This window comes from Pseudomonas sp. BIGb0176 (assembly GCF_024810175.1).
Taxonomy (GTDB): domain Bacteria; phylum Pseudomonadota; class Gammaproteobacteria; order Pseudomonadales; family Pseudomonadaceae; genus Aquipseudomonas; species Aquipseudomonas protegens.
In genome coordinates, this window is sequence record NZ_JANUEC010000005.1 from 23,536 (window position 1) to 39,125 (window position 15,590).

Consider the following 15,590-nt stretch of genomic DNA (forward strand, 5'->3'; position numbering starts at 1 on the left):
CTTTCGCGGGCAAGCCCGCTCCTACAATGGGCAGCATCAAACCTGCAAGAGCCGGCTTGCCGGCGAAGGCAATCGAATGCCGCCATCGATCCCCAAGCAGTCCTCTATAGTTGGCAAGCCCGTTCCAGCAACGGATAATGCCCAGTTTTTCCACCTGCGCACCGAAGCGCCGCCGCACCAGCGGTCGAAAGAGAAGACCATGAAAGACACCATTCGCCAGCTCATCCAGCAAGCCATCACCCAACTCGTCACCGAAGGTGTGTTGCCAGAAGGCCTGACGCCGGCGATCCAGGTCGAAAACACCCGCGACAAGACCCACGGCGACTTCGCCAGCAACATCGCCATGATGCTGGCCAAGCCGGCCGGCATGAAGCCGCGCGACCTGGCGGAGAAAATCATCGCCGCCCTGCCGGCCCATGAAGACCTGAGCAAGGCGGAAATCGCCGGCCCCGGCTTCATCAACTTCTTCCAGAACACCCAGGCCCTGGCCGCGCGCCTGGACGCCGCTCTTGGCGACGCCCACCTGGGCGTACGCAAGGCCGGCCCGGCGCAGCGCACCGTGATCGACATGTCGGCGCCCAACCTGGCCAAGGAAATGCACGTTGGCCACCTGCGCTCCACCATCATTGGCGACGGCGTGGCCCGGGTCCTGGAGTTCCTCGGCGACACCGTGATCCGCCAGAACCACGTGGGCGACTGGGGCACCCAGTTCGGCATGCTGATGGCCTACTTGGAAGAAAACCCCATCACCAGTGACGAGCTGTCGGACCTGGAGAACTTCTACCGCGCCGCCAAGCAGCGCTTCGACGAGTCCGAAGCCTTCGCCGACCGCGCCCGCGGCCTGGTGGTCAAGCTGCAGGCCGGCGACCCGGACTGCCTGGAGCTGTGGACCAAGTTCAAGGACATCTCCCTGTCCCACTGCCAGAAGATCTACGAGCTGCTCAACGTCAAGCTGACCATGGCCGACGTGATGGGCGAGAGCGCCTACAACGACGACCTGATCAACGTGGTCAACGACCTCAAGGCCCAGGGCCTGCTGGTGGAGAGCAACGGCGCCCAGTGCGTGTTCCTCGACGAGTTCAAGAACGCCGAAGGCGAGCCGCTGCCGGTGATCATCGTCAAGGCTGACGGCGGCTACCTGTACGCCACCACCGACCTGGCGGCCGTGCGCTACCGCAGCGGCAAGCTCAAGGCCGATCGCGCCCTGTACTTCGTCGACCAGCGCCAGGCCCTGCACTTCCAGCAAGTGTTCGCCGTGGCCCGCAAGGCCGGTTTCGTGACCCATCCGATGGAAATGGAGCACATGGGCTTCGGCACCATGAACGGCGCCGACGGCCGTCCGTTCAAGACCCGCGACGGCGGCACCGTGAAGCTCATCGACCTGCTGACCGAAGCCGAAGAACGTGCCTACGCCCTGGTGAAGGAAAAGAACCCGCAACTGCCGGAAGCCGACCTGCGCAGCATCGCCAAGGTGGTGGGCATCGACTCGGTGAAGTACGCCGACCTGTCCAAGCACCGCACCAGCGACTACAGCTTCAACTTCGACCTGATGCTCAACTTCGAAGGCAACACCGCGCCGTACCTGCTGTACGCCTACACCCGCGCCGCCGGTGTGTTCCGCAAGCTGGGCAAGGACTTCAGCGAAGTCGGCGGGCAGATCGAACTGCACGCGGCCCAGGAACTGGAGCTGGCGGCCAAGCTGGCGCAGTTCGGCGAGATTCTCAACAACGTCGCCGAGAAGGGCACGCCACACATCCTCTGCACCTACCTGTACGACGTGGCCGGGCTGTTCTCCAGCTTCTATGAAAACTGCCCGATCCTGGCAGCCGAGACGCCGACCCAGATGCACAGCCGTCTGCGCCTCACCGAGCTGACCCGGCGCACCCTCAAGCAAGGTCTGGAACTGCTGGGCCTCAAAGTCCTGGAGCAAATGTAAGTTGGCTGCCAAGAAAAAACCTGCACCCAAGCGTGGCGCCAGCCGTTACCAGGCCCCGGCCAAGAAGCCGATTCCGGGCTGGTTGTGGCTGGCCATCGGCCTGACCATCGGTGCCTTCATCGTGTTCCTGATGAAGCTCGAGCCCGGCAAGGGCGGTGACAGCGTCAAGCGCGAGAAGATCGAACAGCAGAAAGCCACCAAGATCGCCGAGGCCAACAAGACCCCGCCGAGCCCCCAGCAACCGGTGAAGCCGAAATACGACTTCTACACCCTGCTGCCGGAATCGGAGGTCATCGTGCCGCCGGAAGCGGTGCCGGAAAAAACCCTGCCGACGCCACAGGTGCCGCCGGTGCCGACCACCCCGGTAACCCCGGCGGAAGCGGCCAAGATCGACACCGCCCGTGCCCAGGCAGCCCTGGCCGGGATCACCCCGCCACCAGCGCCACCCGTGGCCAAGGCGGCGCCGGTGACCAAGTTCTTCCTCCAGGCCGGTTCGTTCCGCAAGGAAGCCGATGCCGACAAGGTCCGGGCGCAGATCATCCTGCTGGGCCAGTCGGTCTCGGTGGAATCCGGCACGGTGAAGGATGAAACCTGGTACCGGGTATTGGTAGGCCCGTTCAGCAACCGCGAACAGCTGACCGTGGCGCAGAAACAACTGGCCGGCGCCGGCTTCAGCAACCTGCTGTTACAACAGCGCCAGAGCCGCTAAGCCGACCGCTACGCGATTGATCGCGGGCAAGCCCACTCCTACATGGCCCCCCGTAGGAGCGGGCCTGCCCGCGAAGCGCTTGCAGCATGCAACAATGACCGCCGGTCCCTCGCTGCAGCCTCCGGTTGAAAAACGCCCGACCACCCCCATATGAGTTTCCATCAGGGCACTTTCGCCCCGCTGTGTGGAGACTCCCCCCTTGACCACCATCGTTTCAGTCCGCCGCCACGGCAAAGTCGTCATGGGCGGCGACGGCCAGGTTTCTCTCGGCAACACCGTGATGAAAGGCAACGCGAAAAAAGTCCGCCGCCTCTATCACGGCCAGGTCATCGCCGGCTTTGCCGGGGCCACCGCCGACGCCTTCACCCTGTTCGAGCGCTTTGAAGGCCAACTGGAGAAACACCAGGGCCATCTGGTCCGTGCCGCCGTAGAGCTGGCCAAGGAATGGCGCACCGATCGCTCCCTGAGCCGCCTGGAAGCCATGCTGGCCGTGGCCAACAAGGATGCGTCCTTGATCATCACCGGCAATGGCGACGTGGTTGAACCCGAGGACGGGCTGATCGCCATGGGTTCCGGTGGCGCCTACGCCCAGGCCGCTGCCAGCGCCCTGCTGAAAAAGACCGACCTGTCGGCCCGTGAAATCGTCGAGACCGCACTCGGCATCGCCGGCGACATCTGTGTATTCACCAACCACACTCAAACCATCGAGGAGCAGGATCTCGCGGAATAAGCCTGTTGCGGCGCTTGCGCCACGGCATTCATTCTTGCTTGAGGACCGCCAACTACTATGTCCATGACACCCCGCGAAATCGTCCACGAACTCAATCGCCATATCATCGGCCAGGACGATGCCAAGCGCGCCGTCGCTATCGCCCTGCGCAACCGCTGGCGCCGCATGCAACTGCCGGCCGAGCTGCGCGTTGAAGTGACCCCCAAGAACATCCTGATGATCGGCCCGACCGGCGTCGGCAAGACCGAGATCGCCCGCCGCCTGGCCAAGCTGGCCAATGCGCCCTTCATCAAGGTCGAGGCCACCAAGTTCACCGAAGTCGGCTATGTGGGCCGCGACGTTGAATCCATCATCCGCGACCTGGCCGACGCGGCGATCAAGATGTTCCGCGAACAGGAAATGATCCGGGTTCGCCATCGCGCCGAAGACGCCGCCGAAGAACGCATCCTCGATGCCCTGCTGCCCCAGGCACGCACCGGTTTCAACAGCGACGACGCGGCTCCGGCCCAGGACTCCAATACCCGCCAGCTGTTCCGCAAGCGCCTGCGCGAAGGCCAGCTGGATGACAAGGAAATCGAGATCGAAGTGGCGGAAGCTGCAGGCGTCGACATTTCCGCGCCACCGGGCATGGAAGAAATGACCAACCAGCTGCAGAGCCTGTTCGCCAACATGGGCAAGGGCAAGCGCAAGAACCGCAAGCTCAAGGTCAAGGAAGCGCTGAAACTGGTACGCGACGAAGAAGCCAGCCGCCTGGTCAACGACGAAGAACTCAAGGCCAAGGCCCTGGAAGCCGTCGAGCAGCACGGCATCGTGTTCATCGACGAGATCGACAAGGTGGCCAAGCGCGGCAACGCCGGCGGTGTGGACGTCTCCCGCGAGGGCGTGCAGCGTGACCTGCTGCCGCTGATCGAAGGCTGCACCGTCAACACCAAGCTGGGCATGGTCAAGACCGACCACATCCTGTTCATTGCCTCCGGTGCCTTCCACCTGAGCAAGCCCAGCGACCTGGTACCGGAGCTGCAAGGCCGTCTGCCGATCCGCGTGGAACTCAAGGCGCTGTCGCCGGAAGACTTCGAGCGCATCCTCAGCGAGCCGCACGCTTCGCTGACCGAGCAATATCGCGAGCTGCTGAAGACCGAAGGCCTGAACATCGAGTTCCTGCCCGAAGGCATCAAGCGCCTGGCGGAAATCGCCTGGCAGGTCAACGAGAAGACCGAGAACATCGGTGCCCGTCGCCTGCACACCCTGCTCGAGCGCCTGCTGGAAGAGGTGTCGTTCAGTGCCGGTGACCTGGCCAGCGCCCACAGCGAAGAGCCGATCCGCATCGACGCCGCCTACGTCAACAGCCACCTGGGCGAATTGGCGCAGAACGAAGACCTTTCCCGTTATATCCTGTAAACCTTCGCCACCCATGCAGGGACTGGCTTGCCAGCGATAGGGCCTCCCCCGATCGCCGGCAAGCCGGCTCCTGCCGGAAGGACTACAGGTCATGAGCAAACTTCCCACCGGTATCAACCTGCACAAAGCCTCGAAAACCCTGACCCTGACTTACGGGCCGGACGAGGTCTATCACCTGCCTGCAGAACTCCTGCGGGTGCATTCCCCCTCCGCCGAGGTCCAGGGCCACGGCAAACCCATCCTGCAATTCGGCAAGCTCGGCGTCGGCCTGACCAAGGTTGAACCGGCGGGCCAGTACGCACTGAAATTGACCTTCGACGACGGTCATGACAGCGGATTGTTCACCTGGGACTACCTCTACCAACTGGCGCTGCGCCAGGACGAGCTGTGGAACGACTATCTGGCGGAGCTCAAGGCTGCCGGAAAATCCCGCGATCCGAACGAGTCCATCGTCAAGCTGATGCTCTAGCTCAAGGCTCCGATGGTTTAGAGGGCATTTTCTAATTTCATCTGTTTGAATGCTTGGCTGTATGGCCAATGAATGGCCTGCTTGCGGAAAAAATTAAACTCGGGTAACCAATGGAGCTGGCAAGTTCCCTGCAGAGCTTTAGGAACAAAAAAGCAGCGGTGCGCAATCAACGGTCACCCGAGCAGTAGTACCTGGCATCGTGCTGTGTGACTGCACAGCAGGTCCGGTACTCGTCTCAGGACAATGGAGCGTCGTAGATGAGTAACAAGAATAACGATGACCTGAAACGCCAAGCCTCGGAAAACACCCTGGGGCTCAATCCGGTCATTGGCTTGCGTAGAAAGGACCTGCTTACTTCCGCTCGAATGGTGCTTGCCCAGGCCATCAAACAACCCATCCACAGCGTCAAGCACGTCGCCCATTTCGGCATCGAACTTAAGAACGTGATGTTCGGCAAATCCACCCTGCAGCCGGAGAGCGACGACCGTCGCTTCAACGACCCCGCGTGGAGCCAGAACCCGTTGTACAGACGCTACCTGCAAACCTACCTGGCGTGGCGCAAGGAACTCCACGACTGGATCGACGACAGCAGCCTGTCCGAGCAGGACATCAGCCGCGGCCACTTCGTGATCAACCTGATGACCGAAGCCATGGCCCCGACCAACAGCGCGGCCAACCCCGCAGCGGTAAAGCGCTTCTTCGAAACCGGCGGCAAGAGCCTGCTGGACGGTCTGTCCCATCTGGCCAAGGACCTGGTGCACAACGGCGGCATGCCCAGCCAGGTCAACATGGACGCCTTCGAAGTGGGCAAGAACCTGGGCACCAGTGAAGGCGCGGTGGTGTTTCGCAATGACGTGCTGGAGCTGATCCAGTACCGGCCGATCACCGAGCAGGTGCATGAGCGCCCGCTGCTGGTGGTGCCACCGCAGATCAACAAGTTCTATGTCTTCGACCTCAGCCCGGACAAGAGCCTGGCGCGCTTCTGCCTGCGCAACAACGTGCAGACCTTTATCGTCAGCTGGCGCAACCCCACCAAGGCCCAGCGCGAATGGGGCCTGTCCACCTACATCGAAGCCCTGAAAGAAGCGGTCGATGTAGTGACCGCGATCACCGGCAGCAAGGACGTGAACATGCTCGGTGCCTGCTCCGGCGGCATCACCTGCACCGCGCTGCTGGGCCACTACGCGGCGCTGGGGCAGAAGAAGGTCAACGCCCTGACCCTGCTGGTCAGCGTACTCGACACCACCCTGGACACCCAGGTAGCGCTGTTCGTCGACGAGCAGACCCTGGAAGCGGCCAAGCGCCACTCCTATCAGGCCGGAGTCCTGGAAGGCCGCGACATGGCCAAGGTGTTCGCCTGGATGCGCCCCAACGACCTGATCTGGAACTACTGGGTCAACAACTACCTGCTGGGCAACGAGCCGCCGGTGTTCGACATCCTGTTCTGGAACAACGACACCACCCGCCTGCCCGCCGCCTTCCACGGCGACCTGATCGAAATGTTCAAGAACAACCCGCTGGTGCGCGCCAATGCACTGGAAGTGTGCGGCACGCCGATCGACCTCAAGCAGGTGACCGCCGATATCTTCTCCCTGGCCGGCACCAACGACCACATCACCCCGTGGAAGTCCTGCTACAAGTCGGCGCAGCTGTTTGGCGGCAACGTCGAGTTCGTGCTCTCCAGCAGCGGCCATATCCAGAGCATCCTCAACCCGCCTGGCAACCCCAAGGCGCGCTACATGACCAGCACCGACATTCCGGCCTGCCCCGACCAGTGGCAGGAAAACTCGATCAAGCACACCGATTCCTGGTGGCTGCATTGGCAGGCCTGGCAGGCGGAACGCTCAGGTGACCTGAAGCCGGCGCCCACCAGCCTGGGTAACAAGAAGTACGCAGCCGCCGAGGCGGCGCCCGGGACCTACGTCCACGAGCGCTGAGCCCCGGCCATCGACACGGCGGCGCCAGGAGGCTCCGCCAAGCCCTATTCTTGACAAGAGGCTCGGCCTCAGGAAATCCGCAGGACGCCCGGGATGGCGGCTGCGACGGTTTAATTCACAGGGCTACGGCATGCCACACTCATTCATATTCCGCACCGTCGACCTGGATGGCCAGACCATCCGCACCGCGGTACGCCCAGGCAAGCCGCACTTGACGCCGCTGCTGATCTTCAACGGCATCGGCGCCAACCTGGAGCTGGTGTTTCCCTTTGTCCAGGCCCTGGATCCGGACCTCGAGGTGATCGCCTTCGATGTCCCCGGTGTCGGCGGCTCCTCCACGCCGAGCCGGCCCTACCGCTTTCCCGGGCTGGCCAAGCTGACCGCGCGGATGCTCGACTACCTGGACTACGGCCAGGTCAATGCAGTGGGTGTGTCCTGGGGCGGCGCGCTGGCCCAGCAGTTCGCCTACGACTACCCCGAGCGCTGCAAGAAGCTGGTGCTGGCCGCCACCGCGGCCGGGGCGTTCATGGTCCCGGGCAAACCCAAGGTGCTGTGGATGATGGCCAGCCCACGGCGCTACGTGCAGCCCTCCCATGTGATGCGCATCGCGCCGCTGATCTATGGCGGCTCCTTCCGCCGCGACCCGAGCCTGGCAGCGGAACACGCAGCCAAGGTGCGCTCGGCCGGCAAGCTCGGCTACTACTGGCAGCTGTTCGCGGGCCTGGGCTGGACCAGCATTCACTGGCTGCACAAGATCCATCAGCCGACCCTGGTGCTGGCCGGCGATGACGACCCGCTGATTCCCCTGATCAACATGCGCATGCTGGCCTGGCGCATACCCAATGCCCAGTTGCACATCATCGATGATGGCCACCTGTTCCTGATCACCCGGGCCGAGGCCGTCGCCCCGATCATCATGAAGTTCCTCCAGGAAGAACGCCAAAGGGCGGTGATGCACCCGCATCCCGAACCTGTGCGCCCTACCAAGTAAAAGATACCTGTCGACAGGATCGTCGCGCGCAAGAAGGGCCAGGACCGACTATGTTGTCTGTCTTGGATTGGTCTGCTTGTTAGTGGTTTGACGAAGGAGTGTTGACTCATGCAAGACAAACCTGCGACGGGCTCATTGCCGTCACCCGCCGCGTATATCAATGCGCAGAGCGCGATCACCGGCCTGCGCGGCCGGGACCTGTTCTCCACCTTGCGCAGCCTGGCGGCCCACAGCCTGCGCAATCCGTTGCACAGTGCCCGGCATACCCTGGCCCTGGGCGGCCAGCTGGGGCGTGTGCTGCTGGGGGAAACCCTGCACAAGACCAACCCCAAGGACAACCGCTTCGCCGACCCGGCCTGGAGCCTCAACCCCTTCTACCGGCGCGGCCTGCAGGCCTACCTGAGCTGGCAGAAGCAGGTGCGCCACTGGATCGACGACAGTGGCATGAGCGAGGACGACCGGGCGCGGGCACACTTTGCCTTTTCCCTGCTCAATGATGCCGTTGCGCCTTCCAATACCCTGCTCAACCCCCTGGCTCTCAAGGAGATCTTCAACACCGGGGGCAACAGCGTGGTGCGGGGCATCGGCAACCTGCTGGATGACCTGCTGCACAACAACGGGTTGCCCAGCCAGGTGACCAAGCACGCCTTCGAGGTGGGCAAGAACCTGGCGGTCACCCCGGGCTCAGTGGTGTTTCGCAATGAATTGCTGGAGCTGATCCAGTACAGCCCCATGAGCGAAAAACAGTACGCCAAGCCGCTGCTGATCGTGCCGCCACAAATCAACAAGTACTACATTTTCGACCTGAGCCCGACCAACAGCTTCGTCCAGTACGCGCTGAAAAACGGCCTGCAGGTGTTCATGGTCAGCTGGCGCAACCCGGATGTGCGGCACCGCGAGTGGGGCCTGTCGACCTACGTCGAGGCGGCCGAAGAAGCGCTGAACGTCACCCGGGCGATTACCGGCAGTCGCGAAGTCAACCTGGTGGGAGCCTGTGCCGGAGGGCTGACCATCGCCGCCCTGCAAGGCCATCTGCAGGCCAAGCGCCAGCTGCGCCGGGTATCCAGCGCGACCTACATGGTGAGCCTGCTGGACAGCCAGATGGACAGCCCGGCAACGCTGTTCGCCGACGAGAAGACCCTCGAAGCGGCCAAGCGTCGCTCCTATCAGCAAGGGGTACTGGACGGTCGCGACATGGCCAAGGTGTTCGCCTGGATGCGCCCCAACGACCTGATCTGGAACTACTGGGTCAACAACTACCTGCTGGGCAAGGAGCCGCCGGTCTTCGACATTCTCTACTGGAACAACGACAGCACCCGGTTGCCGGCCGCGCTGCACGGCGATCTGCTGGACTTCTTCAAGCACAACCCCCTGAGCCATGTCGGCGGGCTGGAAGTCTGCGGCACGCCGATCGACTTGCAGAAGGTCACGGTGGACAGCTTCAGCGTGGCCGGGATCAACGACCACATCACGCCCTGGGACGCGGTCTACCGCTCGACCCTGCTGCTGGGCGGCGAACGGCGCTTCGTGCTGTCCAACAGCGGCCACGTGCAGAGCATCCTCAACCCGCCGAGCAATCCCAAGGCCAATTACGTGGAGAACCGCAAGCTCAGCAGCGACCCGCGGGCCTGGTACTACGATGCCGAGCATGTGGACGGCAGCTGGTGGAGCCAGTGGCTGACCTGGGTCCAGGAGCGTTCGGGGGCGCAGCGGGAAACCCTCACCACCCTGGGCAACCAGAACTATCCGCCGATGGAGGCTGCGCCCGGCACCTACGTGCGCGTGCGCTGAAGACACTTTGCACCACGGTTCCACGCCGGAGCCGTGCCCCTTCAATGGACCGACAAGAAGTCAGGATGAAGACCCGCGACCGGATACTCGAATGTGCCCTGCAACTGTTCAATCAAAAGGGCGAGCCCAATGTCTCCACCATGGAGGTGGCCAATGAAATGGGGATCAGCCCCGGCAACCTCTACTACCACTTCCATGGCAAGGAGCCGCTGGTGCTCGGCCTGTTCGAGCGCTTTCAGAACGAACTGACGCCATTGCTGGACCCACCGTCCGACGTCCAGCTGGCGGCGGAAGACTACTGGCTGTTCCTGCACCTGATCGTCGAGCGCCTGGCCCACTACCGCTTTCTATTTCAGGACCTGTCCAACCTGGCCGGGCGCCTGCCAAAACTGGCCAAGGGCATTCGCAACCTGCTCAATGCCTTGAAACGCACCCTGGCCTCGTTGCTGGCCCGGCTCAAGGCTCAGGGGCAACTGGTCAGCGGCACCCAGGCCCTGGGGCAGCTGGTGGAACAGATCACCATGACCCTGCTGTTCTCTCTGGATTACCAGCGGATTCTCGATCGCGAAGGCGAAGTTCGGCTGGTGGTCTACCAGATCATGATGCTGGTGGCGCCACACCTGCTGCCGCCGGCAAAGATGGCCACCGAACAGATGGCGCTGCGCTACCTGGATGAGCAGGGCTAGAACGCCTCAATAAAAAACGCCCGGCCTTCCCAGGCCGGGCGTTTTTTATTCCTGATGCGATCAGGACTGGCTGCTTGGCGTCGCTGGAGCTGGCGCGGCAGTCGGGGTTGCAGCCGGGCTCGGGGCTGCGGCGGAGTTCGCCGAGCTGGCCGGAGCCGGGGCTGCAGGCTTGGCCGCAACAGCGGGCTTGGCTGCTGGTTTGGCCGCTGGCTTGGCAGCCACAGGCTTCTTGGCCACAGGCTTTTTCGCCACTGCAGGCTTGGCGGCCGGTTTGGCCGCTGGCTTGGCCGCTGCGGTTTTCGCCGCGGGCTTGGCTGCTGGCTTGGCAGCGGGCTTGGCCGCTACAGGCTTGGCAGCCGGTTTGGCCGCTGGTTTGGCGGCTGCGGTTTTCGCGGCCGGCTTGGCTGCGGGTTTAGCGGCGGCCTTGGCGACAGGCTTAGCGGCAGGCTTGGCCAGAGGCTTGGCTGCGGGTTTTGCAGCAGGCTTGGCAGCTGCAGTTTTGGCTGCAACCGGCGCAACCTTGGCACCTGTGAGTTTTTCAATCTGCTTGGTCAGGGTATCGACCTTGTCGTGCAGGGCCTTGACTTCGTTGCGGCTAGGCACGCCCAGACGCGAGATGGCGCTGTTCAAGCGCTTGTCGAAAGCGCCTTCCAGTTCATCCCACTTACCCAGGGCGCGATCCTTGACGTCGCTGATACGCGACTTGGCCGAAGTTGCGGAATCTTTGGCCGCATCAACTTTCTTGCCGACTACGCTCTTAGTCAGTTTCTCGGCTTTCTCACCATCTTTGACCAATGTCTCGAAAAGCTTGCTGCCGTCAGAGTCGATTTTCGAGTACACGCCTAAACCAGCAAGCCAAATTTTACGGGAGTACTCTTCGACTTTCCCGATCCACGAGCTGCCTTCTTTTTCAGTATTCTTTTTACCAGCCATCCCGTTCTCCTTAATGTTTACGCGCGACACGTTCGAGCAACGCCGTCAGCTCATCGAGCTTAGCAGAGAGTGTCTCAACGTCATGTTTAGACGGAATGCCGATACGATTCAAGGCACTGGCGACGCGCGTGTCAAAAGCCTTCTCGACCTTGTCCAGTTGCACTTCGACTTTGCCTTTAAGAGTGCTGACATCCCCTTTAACGCCATCTATCTGACTGTTGGCTGCTTCAAGTTGTTCAGTGACAACTTTTTTGCCTTTCTTTTCAACGGATTGACCAGCCTTGATCAACTCCTGGAAGTACTCGCTGCCTTCCTGACCGACTTTGGCGTAGGCCCCCAGGCCTGCCAGCCAGATCTTGCGGGCATAGGATTTGACTTCACTCAGAGCAGTCGATTGGGCATCAACTTTTTTCTTCAGAATTACTTTGGCCATGGTGCACCTCACGCGCAGAAGGTTTGAGGAACTGCCCTCGGAAAGAGGACCTGAGGCACAACCTAGAGAGAAAAATTAGAATCGGCACCCTAACGACTGTCATGAATTCATGTAGGAGCCGGTTCAGACCAGAGCCTTGTCCAGAGCCTTTTCGATTTCCGACTTGATGGTGCCGCTCATGGCCGACATCAACATCCCCAGTTCCACGTCGATGCGGATCGACTCTTCACCCACATGCACCGCGCCTTTGACGCCCGAGCGCTTGAGGTTCAGGGTATCGCCTGCCCACTGCGGCTCCAGGCCATATTGATCGGCGAGTTTCTGCGCCAGTTTGTCGGCCTTTTCACGGGCTGCCTGCTTGCCCAGGCCATGGGCACGTTCAACACTAATACGGGCCATTGAAGGTCTCCTGCTGTTTCGGGACTTGCCTGAAGCATCTTGACCCTGCGTGCGTCAAAACGTCCCGGCGGATCGCTATCTTACATTCAGCCTTGCCAAGACAAAGACCGCCACCGGCATTAGAATGTCCCGCATTCTCTTTTGGTGACAGCGATATGACTGATCAGCGCAAAGGCAGCGATGCCGAACCCACCACTCACTTCGGCTTCAAGAATGTTCCTGAAAGCCAGAAAGCGGAAAAAGTCGCTGAGGTGTTCCACTCGGTAGCGGCCAAGTACGACTTGATGAACGACGTGCTGTCCGGTGGCATGCACCGCCTGTGGAAACGCTTCACGATCGAGCTGTCCGGCGTGCGCGCCGGCAATCGCGTACTGGACATCGCCGGCGGCACGGGTGACTTGACCAGGCGTTTCTCCCACCTGGTGGGCCCGACCGGCCAAGTGGTACTGGCCGACATCAACGAATCCATGCTCAAGGTCGGTCGTGACCGCCTGCTGGACCTGGGTGTGGCCGGCAACGTCGAGTTCGTCCAGGCCGATGCGGAAAAACTGCCGTTCCCGGACAACCATTTCGACTGCGTGACCATTGCCTTCGGCCTGCGCAACGTGACCCACAAGGAAGACGCCCTGCGCTCCATGCTGCGGGTGCTCAAGCCCGGCGGTCGCCTGCTGGTGCTGGAGTTCTCCAAGCCCACCAACGCGCTGATGTCCAAGGTCTACGACGCCTACTCGTTCGCCTTCATGCCCCTGGCCGGCAAGCTGATCACCAACGACTCGGAAAGCTACCGCTACCTGGCCGAATCGATCCGCATGCACCCCAACCAGGAAACCCTGAAGTCGATGATGGTCGAGGCCGGTTTCGACCGCGTGACCTATCACAACATGACCGCAGGCATCGTCGCCCTGCACCGCGGCATCAAGCCCTGATGTTGCTCAGCGGCCTGCTCGCCAGCGTCGAGACCGGCATCAATCGGGTGCTGCGTCTGGACAGCACGGCGCTGCCGCGCCTGCAGCACCTCAATGGCAAGGTGATCGCCGTGGAATGCCGCAACCCGGCGCTGCAGCTGTTCATCCTGCCCAGCGATGAAGGCCTGATGCTCGCCAGCCAGTGGGCCGCGGACCCGGACTGCACCCTGCGCGCACCGGCCTCGAGCCTGCTGCGCCTGGCCCTGAGCAAGGACAAGACCGCGGTCCTGCACGGCCCCGAAGTGGAGCTGGAAGGCGATAGCGGCGTGCTGCTGGACCTGGCAGCAACCCTTCAGGACCTGGAGCTGGACTGGGAGTACGAGCTCTCGCGCTGGCTGGGCCCCGTGGCCACCCAGCTGTTCAGTGGCCATGTGCGCAGCCGCGCCCGCTGGTATCAGCAAGGATTTGCCAGCCTCAACCAGAACCTCGCCGAATTCCTCGCCGAAGAATCGCGGACCCTGGTGGGTCAGCGCGAAGCCGAAGCGCGCTTTCGCGAGCTGGATCAGGCCAAACTCGACCTGGAACGTCTCGAGGCGCGCTTGGAGCGCCTTTCCCGATCCCTTGACCCAAGCGATAACGCATGAAGCTGCTTGCCGTCCGCCGTCTGTTGCGCATCCAGCGCGTCGTGATCCGCTACCGCCTCGATGACCTGCTGTTCGACCTGCCCCTGCCCTGGTTCCTCCTGGCCCTGCGCTTCGCCCTGCCCTGGCGCTGGTTCCCGCGCAAGCCGCTGGACCTGAGCCGCGGTGCACGCCTGCGCCTGGCGTTGCAGGACCTGGGGCCGATCTTCATCAAGTTCGGGCAGATCCTCTCGACCCGCCGCGACCTGCTGCCGGAAGACATCGCCGACGAGCTGATGCTGCTGCAGGACCGGGTGCCGCCGTTCGACTCGCAAAAGTCCGTGGCCCTGATCGAAGCGCAGCTGGGCAAGAAGATCAGCGACGTGTTCAGCCGCTTCGACATCGAGCCCCTGGCGTCGGCGTCGGTGGCCCAGGTGCACGCCGCCAAGCTCAAGACCGGCGAAGAAGTGGTGGTCAAGGTGATCCGCCCCGGGCTCAAGCCGATCATCGCCCAGGACCTGGCGTGGCTGTTCATCCTCGCCCGTGCCGCGGAAAAGCTCTCTGCCGACGCGCGCCTGCTGCACCCGGTGGACGTGGTCAGCGACTACGAGAAAACCATCTACGACGAGCTCGACCTGCTGCGCGAGGCGGCCAACGCCAGCCAGCTCAAGCGCAACTTCGAAGGCTCGCCGCTGCTCTATGTACCCCAGGTCTACTGGGACTGGTGCCGGCCCAAAGTGCTGGTGATGGAGCGCATCTACGGCATTCAGGTCACCGACCTGGCCACCCTGGCCGACCAGCGTACCGACATGAAGATGCTCGCCGAGCGTGGCGTGGAGATCTTCTTCACCCAGGTGTTCCGCGACAGCTTCTTCCACGCCGACATGCACCCGGGCAACATCTTCGTCAGCACCGTGCAGCCCTGGAGCCCGCAGTACATCGCCATCGACTGCGGCATCGTCGGCAGCCTGACCCCGGAAGACCAGGACTACCTGGCCCGCAACCTGTTTGCCTTCTTCAAGCGCGACTACCGCCGCGTGGCCCAGTTGCACATTGATTCCGGCTGGGTCCCGGCGGAAACCAAGCTCAACGAATTCGAGGCGGCGATCCGCACCGTGTGCGAGCCGATCTTCGAAAAACCGCTGAAGGACATTTCCTTCGGCCAGGTGCTGATGCGCCTGTTCCAGACCGCTCGGCGCTTCAACATGGAAGTGCAGCCGCAACTGGTGCTGCTGCAGAAGACCCTGCTCAACATCGAGGGCCTGGGCCGCCAGCTGTACCCGGACCTGGACCTGTGGAACACCGCGCAACCCTTCCTCGAACGCTGGATGCGCGAACGGGTCAGCCCCAAGGCCGTGCTCGGCAACATCCACAGCCAGATCGAACAGTTGCCGCACCTGGCCAACATGACCCGCGACCTGCTGGAGCGCATGTCCCAGCCCCATGCCGCCGATCCGCCGGCGCCCTGGCACAAGCGCAAGGACGACTGGTTCCTGCGCCTGCTGGGCACTGCCCACCTGGGCGGTGGCGCGGTCCTGGCCGCCGGCGGTCCATTGCATGAGCTGGGGCACTGGCCTGCTGGCATCATGATTGCGGTCGGTTTGTATCTGATCGTTCGCCGATAGCCAGTGGCGCGACCTGCTGGCAAACTGT

At 62.6% G+C, this 15,590-nt stretch carries 15 protein-coding genes; 12 read left to right on the forward strand and 3 right to left on the reverse strand.

Features of this window, described 5'->3' with window-relative positions; genetic code table 11:
• The first annotated feature begins 199 nt into the window (after window positions 1-199).
• The 9 genes from argS (at window position 200) to M2395_RS26985 (ending at window position 10,647) form a co-directional block, all read left to right on the forward strand.
• Window positions 200-1,936, forward strand: coding sequence for an arginine--tRNA ligase (gene argS / locus M2395_RS26945; protein ID WP_072452088.1), 1,737 nt, complete (start codon window positions 200-202; stop codon window positions 1,934-1,936).
• Between the two features lies 1 nt (window position 1,937).
• Window positions 1,938-2,645 carry an SPOR domain-containing protein gene (locus tag M2395_RS26950; protein ID WP_011058812.1) on the forward strand — a complete coding sequence of 236 codons (708 nt, stop codon included), beginning with the start codon at window positions 1,938-1,940 and terminating at the stop codon, window positions 2,643-2,645.
• Between the two features lie 199 nt (window positions 2,646-2,844).
• On the forward strand, window positions 2,845-3,375 hold the full coding sequence (hslV, locus tag M2395_RS26955) for an ATP-dependent protease subunit HslV (protein ID WP_003186641.1): 531 nt from the start codon (window positions 2,845-2,847) through the stop codon (window positions 3,373-3,375).
• Window positions 3,376-3,432: 57 nt separating this feature from the next.
• Window positions 3,433-4,773 carry an ATP-dependent protease ATPase subunit HslU gene (hslU, locus tag M2395_RS26960; RefSeq protein ID WP_077933229.1) on the forward strand — a complete coding sequence of 447 codons (1,341 nt, stop codon included), beginning with the start codon at window positions 3,433-3,435 and terminating at the stop codon, window positions 4,771-4,773.
• 91 nt (window positions 4,774-4,864) lie between these two features.
• Window positions 4,865-5,242: a gamma-butyrobetaine hydroxylase-like domain-containing protein gene (locus tag M2395_RS26965; protein ID WP_011058810.1), complete on the forward strand. Its 378-nt coding sequence runs from the start codon at window positions 4,865-4,867 to the stop codon at window positions 5,240-5,242.
• Between the two features lie 257 nt (window positions 5,243-5,499).
• Entirely contained in the window at window positions 5,500-7,179 is a 1,680-nt protein-coding gene (gene phaC, locus M2395_RS26970) for a class II poly(R)-hydroxyalkanoic acid synthase (RefSeq protein WP_077933228.1), read from the forward strand.
• Between the two features lie 130 nt (window positions 7,180-7,309).
• Window positions 7,310-8,170, forward strand: coding sequence for a poly(3-hydroxyalkanoate) depolymerase (gene phaZ / locus M2395_RS26975; RefSeq protein WP_011058808.1), 861 nt, complete (start codon window positions 7,310-7,312; stop codon window positions 8,168-8,170).
• Between the two features lie 108 nt (window positions 8,171-8,278).
• Window positions 8,279-9,961, forward strand: coding sequence for a class II poly(R)-hydroxyalkanoic acid synthase (gene phaC, locus M2395_RS26980; protein ID WP_011058807.1), 1,683 nt, complete (start codon window positions 8,279-8,281; stop codon window positions 9,959-9,961).
• Window positions 9,962-10,026: 65 nt separating this feature from the next.
• Window positions 10,027-10,647, forward strand: coding sequence for a TetR/AcrR family transcriptional regulator (locus M2395_RS26985; protein ID WP_011058806.1), 621 nt, complete (start codon window positions 10,027-10,029; stop codon window positions 10,645-10,647).
• A gap of 60 nt (window positions 10,648-10,707) precedes the next feature.
• Here the strand turns inward: M2395_RS26985 and M2395_RS26990 are convergent, their stop codons facing one another.
• The 3 genes from M2395_RS26990 to M2395_RS27000 all read right to left on the reverse strand — a co-directional run bounded on the left by M2395_RS26990 (window position 10,708) and on the right by M2395_RS27000 (window position 12,412).
• A complete protein-coding gene (locus M2395_RS26990; RefSeq protein ID WP_011058805.1) occupies window positions 10,708-11,580 on the reverse strand; it encodes a phasin family protein in 873 nt (290 codons plus the stop codon).
• Between the two features lie 10 nt (window positions 11,581-11,590).
• A complete protein-coding gene (locus M2395_RS26995; protein ID WP_011058804.1) occupies window positions 11,591-12,013 on the reverse strand; it encodes a phasin family protein in 423 nt (140 codons plus the stop codon).
• 123 nt (window positions 12,014-12,136) lie between these two features.
• Entirely contained in the window at window positions 12,137-12,412 is a 276-nt protein-coding gene (locus M2395_RS27000) for a polyhydroxyalkanoic acid system family protein (RefSeq protein ID WP_011058803.1), read from the reverse strand.
• 155 nt (window positions 12,413-12,567) lie between these two features.
• Here M2395_RS27000 and ubiE point away from each other — a divergent pair, with 155 nt between their 5' ends.
• The 3 genes from ubiE to ubiB are packed head-to-tail and all read left to right on the forward strand — an operon-like array spanning window position 12,568 to window position 15,562.
• Window positions 12,568-13,338 (forward strand): bifunctional demethylmenaquinone methyltransferase/2-methoxy-6-polyprenyl-1,4-benzoquinol methylase UbiE, encoded by a 771-nt coding sequence (gene ubiE / locus M2395_RS27005; RefSeq protein ID WP_053148653.1) that lies wholly within the window; start codon window positions 12,568-12,570, stop codon window positions 13,336-13,338.
• Window positions 13,338-13,961 carry an SCP2 domain-containing protein gene (locus M2395_RS27010; RefSeq protein WP_015633857.1) on the forward strand — a complete coding sequence of 208 codons (624 nt, stop codon included), beginning with the start codon at window positions 13,338-13,340 and terminating at the stop codon, window positions 13,959-13,961. The genes ubiE and M2395_RS27010 overlap by 1 nt, the downstream gene beginning before the upstream one ends.
• Entirely contained in the window at window positions 13,958-15,562 is a 1,605-nt protein-coding gene (ubiB, locus tag M2395_RS27015) for a ubiquinone biosynthesis regulatory protein kinase UbiB (RefSeq protein WP_011058800.1), read from the forward strand. The genes M2395_RS27010 and ubiB overlap by 4 nt, the downstream gene beginning before the upstream one ends.
• Window positions 15,563-15,590 lie beyond the last annotated feature (28 nt).

Excerpts from the sequence above, each read along its gene's own strand:
- argS (WP_072452088.1), top strand. The coding sequence starts at position 200 with ATGAAAGACACCATTCGCCAGCTCATCCAGCAAGCCATCACCCAACTC.
- hslU (WP_077933229.1), top strand. The coding sequence starts at position 3,433 with ATGTCCATGACACCCCGCGAAATCGTCCACGAACTCAATCGCCATATC.
- M2395_RS26965 (WP_011058810.1), top strand. The coding sequence starts at position 4,865 with ATGAGCAAACTTCCCACCGGTATCAACCTGCACAAAGCCTCGAAAACC.
- phaC (WP_077933228.1), top strand. The coding sequence starts at position 5,500 with ATGAGTAACAAGAATAACGATGACCTGAAACGCCAAGCCTCGGAAAAC.
- phaZ (WP_011058808.1), top strand. The coding sequence starts at position 7,310 with ATGCCACACTCATTCATATTCCGCACCGTCGACCTGGATGGCCAGACC.
- phaC (WP_011058807.1), top strand. The coding sequence starts at position 8,279 with ATGCAAGACAAACCTGCGACGGGCTCATTGCCGTCACCCGCCGCGTAT.
- M2395_RS26985 (WP_011058806.1), top strand. The coding sequence starts at position 10,027 with ATGAAGACCCGCGACCGGATACTCGAATGTGCCCTGCAACTGTTCAAT.
- M2395_RS26990 (WP_011058805.1), bottom strand. The coding sequence starts at position 11,580 with ATGGCTGGTAAAAAGAATACTGAAAAAGAAGGCAGCTCGTGGATCGGG.
- M2395_RS26995 (WP_011058804.1), bottom strand. The coding sequence starts at position 12,013 with ATGGCCAAAGTAATTCTGAAGAAAAAAGTTGATGCCCAATCGACTGCT.
- M2395_RS27000 (WP_011058803.1), bottom strand. The coding sequence starts at position 12,412 with ATGGCCCGTATTAGTGTTGAACGTGCCCATGGCCTGGGCAAGCAGGCA.
- ubiE (WP_053148653.1), top strand. The coding sequence starts at position 12,568 with ATGACTGATCAGCGCAAAGGCAGCGATGCCGAACCCACCACTCACTTC.
- M2395_RS27010 (WP_015633857.1), top strand. The coding sequence starts at position 13,338 with ATGTTGCTCAGCGGCCTGCTCGCCAGCGTCGAGACCGGCATCAATCGG.
- ubiB (WP_011058800.1), top strand. The coding sequence starts at position 13,958 with ATGAAGCTGCTTGCCGTCCGCCGTCTGTTGCGCATCCAGCGCGTCGTG.